The 12,031-nt window shown below is 70.3% G+C and carries 8 protein-coding genes; 2 read left to right on the forward strand and 6 right to left on the reverse strand.

Translation table 11 applies throughout. The features are described 5' to 3' along the window. Positions 1-4: 4 nt before the first annotated feature. The 5 genes from ACFZBT_RS20090 to ACFZBT_RS20110 form a co-directional block, all read right to left on the reverse strand. A complete protein-coding gene (locus tag ACFZBT_RS20090) occupies positions 5-1,819 on the reverse strand; it encodes a branched-chain amino acid ABC transporter permease (protein ID WP_391105196.1) in 1,815 nt (604 codons plus the stop codon). A gap of 4 nt (positions 1,820-1,823) precedes the next feature. After that, entirely contained in the window at positions 1,824-2,753 is a 930-nt protein-coding gene (locus ACFZBT_RS20095; protein ID WP_391105198.1) for a branched-chain amino acid ABC transporter permease, read from the reverse strand. 137 nt (positions 2,754-2,890) lie between these two features. Beyond that, positions 2,891-4,117, reverse strand: a complete 1,227-nt coding sequence (locus ACFZBT_RS20100; protein ID WP_391105329.1) for an ABC transporter substrate-binding protein — start codon at positions 4,115-4,117, stop codon at positions 2,891-2,893. Positions 4,118-4,706: 589 nt separating this feature from the next. Continuing rightward, a complete protein-coding gene (locus tag ACFZBT_RS20105; RefSeq protein ID WP_391105200.1) occupies positions 4,707-5,195 on the reverse strand; it encodes a hotdog fold thioesterase in 489 nt (162 codons plus the stop codon). A 57-nt stretch (positions 5,196-5,252) separates the two neighbouring features. After that, a complete protein-coding gene (locus ACFZBT_RS20110; RefSeq protein ID WP_391105202.1) occupies positions 5,253-7,535 on the reverse strand; it encodes an FdhF/YdeP family oxidoreductase in 2,283 nt (760 codons plus the stop codon). A gap of 157 nt (positions 7,536-7,692) precedes the next feature. Here ACFZBT_RS20110 and polA point away from each other — a divergent pair, with 157 nt between their 5' ends. Continuing rightward, complete coding sequence (gene polA, locus ACFZBT_RS20115) at positions 7,693-10,419, forward strand: DNA polymerase I (RefSeq protein WP_391105205.1); 2,727 nt, start codon at positions 7,693-7,695, stop codon at positions 10,417-10,419. Positions 10,420-10,772: 353 nt separating this feature from the next. Continuing rightward, positions 10,773-11,234 carry a hypothetical protein gene (locus ACFZBT_RS20120; protein WP_391105207.1) on the forward strand — a complete coding sequence of 154 codons (462 nt, stop codon included), beginning with the start codon at positions 10,773-10,775 and terminating at the stop codon, positions 11,232-11,234. Here the strand turns inward: ACFZBT_RS20120 and ACFZBT_RS20125 are convergent. Continuing rightward, a complete protein-coding gene (locus tag ACFZBT_RS20125; RefSeq protein ID WP_391105209.1) occupies positions 11,152-12,009 on the reverse strand; it encodes a DUF4184 family protein in 858 nt (285 codons plus the stop codon). The two genes, ACFZBT_RS20120 and ACFZBT_RS20125, sit on opposite strands and share 83 nt — an antisense overlap. Positions 12,010-12,031 lie beyond the last annotated feature (22 nt).

Raw genomic sequence — 12,031 nt, forward strand, 5'->3', positions numbered from 1 at the left:
GTTGTTACGCCCCCGCCTTGGTGACGGCCGGTTCGTCGGTCAGCGTGGTCTGTTTTGGTACGTCGAGTTGGCCGGTCTCGTGGAATTCGAGCTGGCGCCGGCGGTTGGCGATGATGCCTTCGGGGCGGAAGCGCATCAGGAGGATGAGCGCGACACCGAAGGCGAGGAGCGACTTGTCCTGGAGGAACACCAGCTTCTCGGGCAGCAGGTAGAGCAGGGCGGCGCCGAGGAGGGGGCCGGCGACGGTGCCCATGCCGCCGAGGACGACGGCGGCCAGGAGGAACGCGGAGTTGGGCGGGGTGGAGCCGGCGAACTGGTACGGGGTGGGGACCACGCTGTAGGTGACGTGGGCGCTGACTGTGCCGGCGAGGCCGGCCAGGGCGGCGCCGAGGGCGAAGGCGATGAGTTTGACGCGGAAGCCGTTGATGCCCATGGCGGTGGCGGCGGTCTCGTCTTCTCGGATGGCGATCCAGGAGCGGCCGATGCGGGAGTCTGCCGCTCGTGTGTAGACCAGGACCACGATGGCCATGATCAGCACCATGAGCAGGTAGTAGTTGGCGAAGCGGCCGAGGGTGAATCCGCCGATGTCGTGGGCCTGGCCGAAGTTGAATCCGAAGAGGTTCAGGTCGGGGATGGCGGGGATGCCGTTGGGGCCGTTGGTGACGTCGGGTCCGGAGTCGCCGTCCATGTTGTTGACGGCGATGCGGAAGATCTCTCCGAAGCCCAGCGTCACGATCGCCAGGTAGTCGCCGCGCAGGCGGAGGGTCGGGGCGCCGATGAGGACGCCGAAGACCAGGGAGGCGGCGGCGCCGGCCAGGGCGGAGGCCCAGAACGGCAGGTGGACGCCGGAGATGGTGGAGAACTCGGAGCCGGAGACGAGGGCGGCGGTGTAGGCGCCGACGCCGAGGAAGGCGACGTATCCGAGGTCGAGGAGTCCGGCGAGGCCGACGACGATGTTGAGGCCGAGGGCGACGGTCCCGAAGATCAGGATGTTGACGCCGATGTTGGCGTAGTGGTCGTCGGTCTGGGTGAAGGGGAAGGCGATGGCGGCGGCGAAGCCCATGGCGAGGGTGAAGCTGCGGTTGCCGGCGACCAGGTGGGAGAACCGGTCCATGAGGCCGGCGGTGTGCGCGGCCCACATGGCGAAGGTGACCACGAAGAGGTAGCCGATGAACAGTTCGCCGTATTCGGTGTCGATGCCGTAGGTGAAGACGCCGAGGCCGATGATCGTGACGACCGTGATGACGGCCCGCTGGATCCAGGGCGCGGTGGCTTGGGGGGCGGGGATGTGGTCGGGCTTGGCGATGTAGGCCTTGAGGGCTGCCTTGGTGCCGTCGGTGGCGGTGCGCTCCTGGGGGAGGGCGAAGGCGCCGAGGACGGGCAGGAGGGAGGCTATGGCCGCGATCCAGCCGCCGGGTTCGAGGTTGACGACGCCGCCGAGCTTGGCGCTGATGGCGATGACGGTGAACCAGGTGACGGTGAAGCCGCCGAGTGCGGTGAGGACGAGCGGTGCGTTGTTGCGGGCGGGCAGGAGCCAGCCGAGGCCGCGGATGCCGTAGGAGGCGAGGGCGAAGAGGGCGGTGAGGATGCCGGCGGTGAAGGTGAGCCATTGCAGGCCGCCGGGGTAGCCGTTGACGGTGAGGTCGCCGGGGAACTCGTCGGTCCAGGTCCAGGCGAGGTATGCGGAGGCGGTGGTGGCGATGCCGCCGGTGAGCAGGAGGGCGCGGGCGGCGGCTGCGGGCAGGGGTACGAGGCCGCGCGGTGCGGGCGTCGGGGTGGGGGCGGCGTCCGGGGCGGGGGTTTTGGTCGTCTCGGTCATGTCGTCACGCCCTGTCCGCGACGCGCTCGCCGAGCAGGCCTTGTGGCCTGAAGAGGAGCACGAGGATGAGGAGGCAGAAGGCCCAGACGTTGGCCCAGCTTTGTCCGCCGAGCTGCTGCATGCCGGGGATCTCGTCGATGTAGGCGGAGGCGAGGGTTTCGGCGATGCCGAGGACGACGCCGCCGAGCATGGCGCCGTAGATGTTGCCGATGCCGCCGAGGACGGCCGCGGTGAAGGCCTTGAGGCCCATGAGGAAGCCCATGCGGTAGTCGACGTTGCCGTACTTGAGTCCGTAGGCGACGGCGGCGACGGCGGCGAAGAAGCCGCCGATGGCGAAGGCGATGACGATGATGCGGTTGGTGTCGATGCCCATGAGCTGTGCGGTGTCGGGGTCCTGCGCGGTGGCTTGCATGGCGCGGCCGGTGCGGCTGCGGCGTACGAAGATCGCGAGGGCGGCCATGCAGACGACGGCGGCGAGGATGAGGAAGATGTCGGCGTCCTTGATGGTGATGGAGCCGATGTCGTGGGTGGCGTCGAGGCCGGGGAAGGCGCGGGCGCGGTCGGCGCCGGGGTAGAAGTTGCGGACGACTTCCTGGAGGGCCAGGGAGAGGCCGATGGCGGTGATGAGCGGTGCCAGGCGTGGTGCTCCGCGCAGTGGCCGGTAGGCGAATCGTTCCGCTCCGACGGCGATGAGGATGGCCACGAGGGCGCCGCCGAGGAGCATGAGCGGTACGGCGATGGCCATCGAGGTGCCGTCGGGCAGGATGTAGAAGTAGACCGTGAGGGCGCCGAAGGCCCCGGTCATGAAGATCTCGCCGTGCGCGAAGTTGATGAGCTGGACGATGCCGTACACCATCGTGTAGCCGATGGCGATCAGCCCGTACATCGAGCCGAGGAGCAGCCCGTTGGCCAGCTGCTGCGGCAGGGTGTTCACCGCATGGCCTCCATGTCGCTGGTGGTCGTGTGCACTGGATGTGTGCGTGGTCGTGTGCTGTGGGGGGTGTGGAAACGGGCCGCGCGGTCGGGGTCTTCCTTCCGCGCGGCCCGTGGTGCGGCGTTGTGGCGGGCCGACTACTTCAGGTCGGCGGTGCCGGTCTCCACGTCCTTCCAGGCACCCTTCTCGACCTGGTAGACCGTCAGCTGCTTGTTGGTGGTGTCGCCGTACTCGTCGAAGGAGATCTTGCCGGTGAGGCCTTCGAAGTCGGACTTCTGGACACCGTCGACGACCTTGGAGCGCAGGTCGTTGATGTCGGTGGGCACCTTGCCGCCGTTGGCGTCGGCCGCGGCCTTGACGGCCTTGATGATGGCGGTGGTGGCGTCGTAGGCGTAGGCGCCGTAGGCGCCGTAGTCGCCCTTGTAGCCCTTGTCCTTGTACGTCTGGATGAACTGCTTGGCGGCGGGCAGGGTGTCGGCGGGGACGCCGATCGCGGTGGCGAGGTCGCCCTCGGAGGACTTGCCGGCGGCCTCGATGTAGGTGGAGGCGAACATGCCGTCGCCGCCGAACAGCGGGATCTTGGCGCCGGTGTCCTTGAGCTGCTTGGTGATCAGCGCGGACTCGTCGTACTGGCCGCCGTAGTAGACCAGGTCGGCACCGGAGTTCTTGATCTTCGTGGCGAGTGAACCGAAGTCCTTGTCACCGGTGTTGACGTGGTCGGTGGCGACGACCTTGCCGCCCATCTTCTTGTACTGCTCGGCGAAGATCTTCGCGAGGCCGGCGCCGTAGGTCTGCTTGTCGTCGACGACGAAGGCCTTCTTCTTCTTCATGCCGTTGTACGCGTAGCCGGCGGCGAAGCTGCCCTGCAGTTCGTCGGTGGTGGCGGTGCGGAAGTACGTCTTGTAGGGACGCTTCTTGTCCGTCTGCCAGTTCTTGCCCTGGGTCAGCTCGGGGTTGGTGTTGGCCGGGGAGATCTGGACCATGTTGGCGGAGGCGAACACCTGCTGCATCGTCTGGGCGACGCCGGAGTTCAGGGGGCCGACGGCGCCGACGGCGGTCTTGTCGCCGACGATGCTGGTGGCGTTGGACTGGCCGGTGGCGGGCTGCGCCTTGTCGTCCAGGGCTTTGAGCTTGAACTTGACGCCGGGGACCCAGTTGTTCTTGTTGGCGTCGTCGACGGCGATCTGGGCGCCGTACTGGATGCCGAGGCCGGTGGTGGAGTTCTCGCCGGACAGGGGGGCGTCGACGCCGATGGTCAGCGTGGTGCCGCCGCTGTCTCCGCTCTTGTCGCCGCTGTCGTCTCGGGACCCGCAGGCGGTGAGAGTCAGAGCTCCGGTCGTCAGAACGGAGGTAAGAATCACCAAGGAACGCTGTCGCACGATCAGTCCTTTCACAGGCAGGCCCGCCCTTGGTCGGGGGGTAGTGCCGCGCTGGTACCGAACTCCCGATGGAGCGGTGACTGGCCGTGACTCTAAGCCCGGTGTGGAGGCAGGGTCAGCGGCGTGGGACGGCTTGTGACTTTCTTGTTATGACGCGGTGGATGCCCGGCTTCTCCGGTGGGTCATCTCGGCGGATTTGACCGTTTTTCTCCGAAGTCCGCATTCTGAGAACCCGCACTTCCGGTTGGCCATGGCCGAGATCGTGCGGTCGACGTGGCGCAGGCGGGGAGGGCGGGATCGGAAAGGTCCCGGGAGCGGGCGCGGCCGAAGAGGGGGTCGGGGTGTTGTATTGCGCGCGCGTTACGGAGCGTTACGCCGAGAAAGGGGCGGCCCGTTTCCAGGGGGAGTTCCGAACAATTGGAAACAGTTAATTCCACCGTGATGCCACGGTGAACCGGAACCTGCCTGTTTCGACGGGGGAGTTGAGTCGTCCGGTTATGTGTCCACGCGCGGACGCCGCCGCTCGGGTGTTCCCTCGCGGCGGCGTCGAGCCGGAATGTGTAGGGCGGCCGGATCAGCGCGCGGCGCGGATCAGTTCCTCGTCGCCCGGGTTCACGTCGCGCAGCATGCAGGTGAGTCGGGCGGTACACACCCTTTTGTCGTTTTCGTCCGTGATGATGATTTCGTAGGTGGCGGTCGAGCGTCCCCGGTGCACGGGTGTGGCCACGCCGGTGACGAGGCCGGAGCGGGCCCCGCGGTGGTGGGTGCAGTTCAGGTCGACGCCCACGGCGATCTTGGAGCTGCCGCCGTGCAGCATGGACCCGACCGAGCCGAGCGTCTCGGCCAGCACCGCGGAGGCCCCGCCGTGCAGCAGTCCGTAGGGCTGGGTGTTGCCCTCCACCGGCATCGTCCCGACGACCCGGTCCGCCGACGCCTCGAGGATCTGGACGCCCATCCGGGTCCCGAGGTGGCCCGCGGAGAACAGGGCCAGGAGGTCCACGCCGAGCGCGGCGTACTCGTCGATGACCTCTTGCGGGAACTTCACATGCTGCTGCTCACCCATGGGGCCGGGCTCCGTTCGTCCTGGTCACTACGGCTACCTCTGTGACTGAGCAAACGCTCAGTCGGTGGCCGATTGTTCCAGACGCACCACGACGGACTTGCTGGCCGGGGTGTTGCTGGTGTCCGCCGTGGCGTCCAGCGGCACCAGTACGTTGGTCTCCGGGTAGTACGCGGCGGCACAGCCCCGGGCCGTCGGATAGTGCACGACCCGGAAGCCCGGCGCCCGGCGCTCCACGCCGTCCTTCCACTCGCTGACCAGGTCGACGTAGGAGCCGTCCGCCAGCTGCAGCGTCCGCGCGTCCTCGGGGTTGACCAGCACCACCCGGCGGCCGTTCTTGATGCCCCGGTAGCGGTCGTCGAGGCCGTAGATCGTGGTGTTGTACTGGTCGTGCGAGCGCAGCGTCTGGAGCAGCAGGCGGCCCTCGGGCAGCTCCGGGAACTCCACGGGCGCGGCGGTGAAGTTGGCCTTGCCGGTGGCGGTGTTGAAGCGGCGCTCGTCCCGCGGGGCATGGGGGAGGGCGAAGCCGCCGGCGGGTCCCGTCACGCGCGCGTTGAAGTCCTCGAAGCCGGGGATCACGCGGGCGATCCGGTCCCGGATCGTCGCGTAGTCCTTCTCGAACTCCTCCCACGGCGTGGAGCTGTTCTCGCCCAGCACACCGCGGGCCAGGCGGCAGACGATGGCCGGCTCGGACAGCAGGTGCGTGCTCGCGGGCTCCAGCCGGCCCCGGGAGGCGTGCACCATGCCCATCGAGTCCTCGACCGTCACGAACTGCTCGCCGCTGCCCTGGAGATCGCGTTCGGTACGGCCGAGCGTCGGGAGGATCAGGGCGCGCGCGCCCGTGATGACGTGCGAGCGGTTCAGCTTCGTCGACACGTGCACGGTCAGCCGGGCCCGCCGCATCGCCGCCTCGGTGACCTCCGTGTCGGGGGACGCCGAGACGAAGTTGCCGCCCATGGCGAAGAAGACCTTCGCCTCGCCGTCGCGCAGGGCGCGGATGGCCCGTACGACGTCGTAGCCGTGCTCGCGCGGCGGGGCGAAGCCGAACTCCTTCTCCAGGGCGTCCAGGAACGCCGGGGCGGGGCGCTCGAAGATGCCCATCGTGCGGTCGCCCTGCACGTTCGAATGGCCGCGCACCGGGCAGACGCCGGCGCCCGGGCGGCCGATGTTGCCGCGCAGGAGGAGGAAGTTGACGACTTCCCTGATCGTGGGGACCGAGTGCTTGTGCTGCGTGAGGCCCATCGCCCAGCACACGATGGTGCGTTCGGAGGCGAGGATCATGCGCAGGGCGTCCTCGATCTCCTTCCGGGTCAGCCCGGTGGCCGCGAGCGTCTCGTCCCAGTCGGCGGCGCGGGCGGCCTCGGCGAACTCCTCGTAGCCGTGCGTGTGCTCCCGGACGAACGCCTCGTCGACCGCGCCCTCCCTTTCGAGGATCAGCTTGTTGAGGAGGCGGAAGAGGGCCTGGTCTCCGCCGATGCGGATCTGGAGGAACAGGTCGGTGAGGGAGGCGCCCTTGAGCATGCCCTGCGCGGTCTGCGGGTTCTTGAAGCGTTCCAGGCCCGCCTCGGGCAGCGGGTTGACGCTGATGATCTTCGCGCCGTCGGTCTTGGCCTTCTCCAGCGCGGACAGCATGCGCGGGTGGTTCGTCCCCGGGTTCTGGCCGGCGACGATGATCAGGTCGGCCTTGTACAGGTCCTCCAGCAGGACGCTGCCCTTGCCGATGCCGATCGTTTCCGACAGGGCCGAGCCGGACGACTCGTGGCACATGTTCGAGCAGTCGGGCAGGTTGTTCGTGCCGAGCTCGCGGGCGAACAGCTGGTACAGGAACGCGGCCTCGTTGCTGGTGCGCCCGGAGGTGTAGAAGACGGCCTCGTCCGGGGAGGCGAGGGCGGCGACCTCCTCGGCGATGATGCCGAAGGCACGCTCCCAGGTGACCGGCTCGTAGTGCGTGCCCCCTTCCGGGAGGTACATGGGGTGGGTGAGGCGCCCCTGCTGTCCCAGCCAGTAGCCGCTGCGGCCGGCGAGATCGGAGACCGGGTGCGCGGCGAAGAACTCGGGCGTGACCCGGCGCAGCGTGGCCTCCTCGGCGACCGCCTTCGCGCCGTTCTCGCAGAACTCCGCCTTGTGCCGGTGCTCCGGCTCGGGCCAGGCGCAGCCCGGGCAGTCGAAGCCCTCCCTCTGGTTCACGCTCAGCAGCGTCAGCGCGGTGCGCTTCACGCCCATCTGCTGATGGGCCATGCGCAGGGTGTGCCCGATCGCGGGGAGGCCCGCTGCGGCGTGCTTCGGCCCGGCGACCTGCGGCGCGTCCTGAACCGGATCACTCTTGGGCGGCTTCGTGGCCATCGCGCGCTCCCCTTCCACTGCGCTGTGAGCTACCTCTCCGATCCTCCCACGCGGTGGTGACATCGGGTGAGGGCGGGCTCGGGCCGACGCCCCGCCCCGGAGCCCGCGCGGTCGGGGGCGGGGCCGAGTGTCAGTGGGGCGTGGCAGGATCGGGGGCGTGGCAGAGACAGCATCGAAGACGACCGACAAGACCTCCGGCGGCAGCCGCCCGCGACTGATGCTCATGGACGGGCACTCGCTGGCCTACCGCGCGTTCTTCGCGCTGCCCGCGGAGAACTTCACCACCGCGACGGGCCAGCCGACGAACGCGATCTACGGCTTCGCGTCGATGCTGGCCAACACGCTGCGCGACGAGGAGCCCACGCACTTCGCGGTCGCCTTCGACGTCTCCCGCAAGACCTGGCGGTCCCAGGAGTTCACGGAGTACAAGGCGAACCGCTCCAAGACCCCGGACGAGTTCAAGGGCCAGGTGGAGCTGATCGGCGAGCTCCTCGACGCGATGGGCGCCGCCCGCTTCGCGGTGGACGGCTTCGAGGCGGACGACGTCATCGCCACCCTCGCCACCCAGGCCGAGGCCGAGGGCTTCGAGGTGCTGATCGTCACGGGCGACCGTGACTCCTTCCAGCTGGTCAGCGAGCACACCACCGTGCTGTATCCGACCAAGGGCGTCTCGGAGCTGACCCGCTTCACGCCGGAGAAGGTGTTCGAGAAGTACGGGTTGACGCCCGCGCAGTACCCCGACTTCGCCGCCCTGCGCGGCGACCCCTCCGACAACCTCCCCGGAATCCCCGGCGTCGGCGAGAAGACCGCCGCGAAGTGGATCAACCAGTTCGGCTCCTTCGCCGACCTCGTCGAGCGCGTCGAGGAGGTCAAGGGCAAGGCCGGCCAGAACCTCCGCGACCACCTCGAAGCGGTCAAGCTCAACCGCCGGCTCACCGAGCTGGAGCGGCAGGTGGAGCTCCCCAAGGGTGTCGCCGACCTGGAGCGGACCGCCTACGACCGCAAGGCCGTCGCGGTGGTCCTGGACACCCTGGAGATCCGCAACCCCTCCCTGCGCGAGCGGCTCTTCGCCGTCGACCCCGGCGCCGAGGAGGCCGAGACGACCCCGGTCAGCACGGAGGGCGTGCAGCTGGACGGCACGGTGCTCGGCACCGGCGAGCTGACCGGCTGGCTCACCGAGCACGGCACAGGGCCCCTCGGTATCGCCACGGTCGACACCTGGGCGCTCGGCACCGGCTCCGTCGCCGAGATCGCGCTCGCCGCGCCCGGCGGACCGGCCGCCTGGTTCGACCCCTCCCAGCTGGACGAGGCCGACGAGACGGCCTTCGCGTCCTGGCTCGCCGACGCCGGCCGGCCCAAGACCTTCCACAACGCCAAGAGCGCCATGCGGGTCTTCGCCGAGCACGGCTGGAGCGTCGAGGGCGTCACCATGGACACCGCGCTCGCCGCCTACCTGGTCAAGCCGGGCCGCCGCTCCTTCGACCTGGACGCGCTGTCCCTGGAGTACCTGCACCGCGAGCTGACCCCCGCCGCCGCTGCCGACGGCCAGCTCGCCTTCGGCGCGGACGAGGGTGCCGAGGCCGAGGCCCTGATGATCCAGGCCCGCGCCGTCCTCGACCTGGGCCAGGCCTTCGAGGGCCGCCTGGAGGAGGTCGGCGCCGCCGAACTCCTGCGCGACATGGAGCTGCCCACGTCCGCGCTGCTCGCCCGCATGGAGCGGCACGGCATCGCGGCCGACCGGGCCCACCTGGAAGCCATGGAGCAGATGTTCGCCGGCGCCGTCCAGCAGGCGGTGAAGGAGGCCCACGCGGCGGCCGGGCACGAGTTCAACCTCGGCTCGCCCAAGCAGCTCCAGGAAGTCCTCTTCGGCGAGCTGGCCCTGCCCAAGACCAAGCGGACGAAGACCGGCTACACCACGGATGCCGACGCCCTGGCCTGGCTCGCCGGCCAGACGGACAACGAGCTGCCGGTGATCATGCTCCGCCACCGCGAGCAGGCCAAGCTCCGCGTCACAGTCGAGGGCCTGATCAAGACGATCGCCGCGGACGGCCGGATCCACACCACTTTCAACCAGACGGTCGCCGCCACCGGCCGGCTGTCCTCGACGGACCCGAACCTGCAGAACATCCCGGTCCGCACCGACGAGGGCCGCGCCATCCGCCGCGGTTTCGTCGTCGGCGAGGGCTTCGAGTCCCTGATGACGGCCGACTACAGCCAGATCGAGCTGCGCGTGATGGCTCACCTCTCCGAGGACGAGGGCCTGATCGAGGCCTTCACCTCGGGCGAGGACCTGCACACCACGGCCGCCTCGCAGGTCTTTGCCGTCGAGCCGACCGCCGTGGACGCCGAGATGCGCCGCAAGATCAAGGCCATGTCGTACGGCCTGGCCTACGGGCTGTCCGCCTTCGGCCTCTCCCAGCAGCTGAACATCGAGGCGGCGGAGGCCCGCGCCCTGATGGACGCGTACTTCGAGCGGTTCGGCGGCGTACGGGACTATCTGCGCCGCGCGGTCGACGAGGCCCGGGCGACGGGCTACACGGCGACGCTCTTCGGACGCCGCCGCTACCTCCCCGACCTCAACAGCGACAACCGCCAGCGCCGTGAGGCGGCGGAGCGGATGGCCCTCAACGCGCCCATCCAGGGCACGGCGGCCGACATCGTGAAGATCGCCATGCTCAAGGTGGGCGGCGCGCTGAAGGAGGCCGGACTGGAGTCCCGGATGCTGCTCCAGGTGCACGACGAAGTCGTGCTGGAGATCGCCCCGGGCGAGCGCGCGGCCGCCGAGGAACTCGTCCGACGCGAGATGGCGGACGCGGTGCACCTCCGTGTCCCGCTGGGCGTCTCGGTGGGCGCCGGGGCGGACTGGGAGTCGGCGGCGCACTAGGCGCCGCGCGGCTTGGGCCGGGCTGGGCTGTTCAAGGCCGGGCTGGCAGGGAGCAGGGGCGGGGTGGTGCCTCGGGGCCGGGGCTCGTCGGGCGGCCGGAGAAAGCCGCCACAGCTCCGTCCCGCCTCCGCCGAGGTACCGGCTTTTGCCCGTCCCCCACCGGCCGGGTCCCATCCCGGCCCGGTGCCATCCCGGCCCGGTGCCATCCCGGCCCGGTGCCCTCCCGGCCCGGTCCCATCCGGGCACCCGCCCCGGCCGAGCCCGGCCCGCCCCGGGCCCACCCGCACCGAAACCATCACTCGCGTGGCCCCCGAGAAGACGCCTCCGCCCGCGACCGTCGCAAGGATGCGGGCATGGGTATACGCACGCTCCTCGGCCGCACGGCACCAGGCGTGGCACTTCCGCCGGTCCGGGTGTACGCGGCCGACGCAAGCACGCTCCGCGTCCCCGCGACCGTAGCCACGGCCCTGCGCCGGACGACGGCGGATCTCCGTGACCGCCTGCCCTTCGGACGCCGGCCCACCGACTCCGCCGGCCTGCCTCCCACGCTCCCGCAGACCGGCGACCTGCCCGGCAGCCCTGCGGAGACACCCGGCGAAACCGGCGGAGGCGCACCCCGCCGGGCCTGGTCCGACCGGGCGCGCGGCTACCTGACCCTCGTCCTCACCCTGCTCCCGCGGCCACGCCCCGCGCACACCACCATCACGGTGTACATCGCGACCGCCGAGCCCCTCAGCGAGCGGCCGGACGGCTCGGCTCCGTATCGCCGGCACGGTCAGGACCGCCGGGGGCCGGAACCGGGCGCCGCGCCCTGACCACCACGGCGTACAGCAGCAGCGAAGGGACGAGTCCCGCCCCCGCGCCGAAGCACACCGTCGGAATGATCTCCCACGGCTTGGCGGCCGACCCCCAGTAGGCCCACCATCGCGCCGCCCGCTGCACCGCCCCCGCCAGCGCGAAACCGCCGATCGCGGCACCTGCCGCCCAGCGGTCCCGTGCCGCCAGCACCGGGACCCCCACCGGTTCGCGCACGGGCATCCGCCGCAGCGCGCGCACCACGAACACGGCGATCACCACAGCGGCCACCACCGAACCGCCGTACTGCAGGTACCAGTACAGCGGCGAGCCCGCCACCTCACGGCCCAGCACCGGAAGCAGCCGCATGCCCCACCGGTCGAGATGGGTGAACGCGTCCCACACGACGTGCGTCAGCGCGCCGAGTGCGGCAGACACGTACCACCGCACCACCAGGGAGGGCGTCACGCGCGCGCGTGGCGTCCCGCATCGCACCAGGGCCGCCACCCGCCCCTGCCGAGCCCGTGGCAGCAGCGCCACCAGCGGCTCGCGCATCAGCAGCCACAGCCCCACCAGCGCCCAGGCGATGAGCACATCGACCGTGAACACCCCCCAGAACGCGTGCGTGACGTCACCGAACTCCATCGCCCCGGACAGCGCACTCGCCGCGTAGTAGGTCATGTCGGGCGCGAGGGAACCCGCCACGAGGACGGCGGGCACCAGCGGGCCCCGGCCGGTCCCGTCGGTGCGTACGGCGGGCAGTACGGCTGCCGCGTGGCTCAGCGTGAACGGCAACTCTGCTCCAGGTGACGGTCGT

The sequence above is a fragment of the Streptomyces sp. NPDC008137 genome (assembly GCF_042957035.1).
Lineage (GTDB): Bacteria > Actinomycetota > Actinomycetes > Streptomycetales > Streptomycetaceae > Streptomyces.

Coding starts and splice junctions, on each gene's coding strand:
- ACFZBT_RS20090 (WP_391105196.1), bottom strand. CDS start 1,819: ATGACCGAGACGACCAAAACCCCCGCCCCGGACGCCGCCCCCACCCCG.
- ACFZBT_RS20105 (WP_391105200.1), bottom strand. CDS start 5,195: ATGGGTGAGCAGCAGCATGTGAAGTTCCCGCAAGAGGTCATCGACGAG.
- ACFZBT_RS20110 (WP_391105202.1), bottom strand. CDS start 7,535: ATGGCCACGAAGCCGCCCAAGAGTGATCCGGTTCAGGACGCGCCGCAG.
- ACFZBT_RS20120 (WP_391105207.1), top strand. CDS start 10,773: ATGGGTATACGCACGCTCCTCGGCCGCACGGCACCAGGCGTGGCACTT.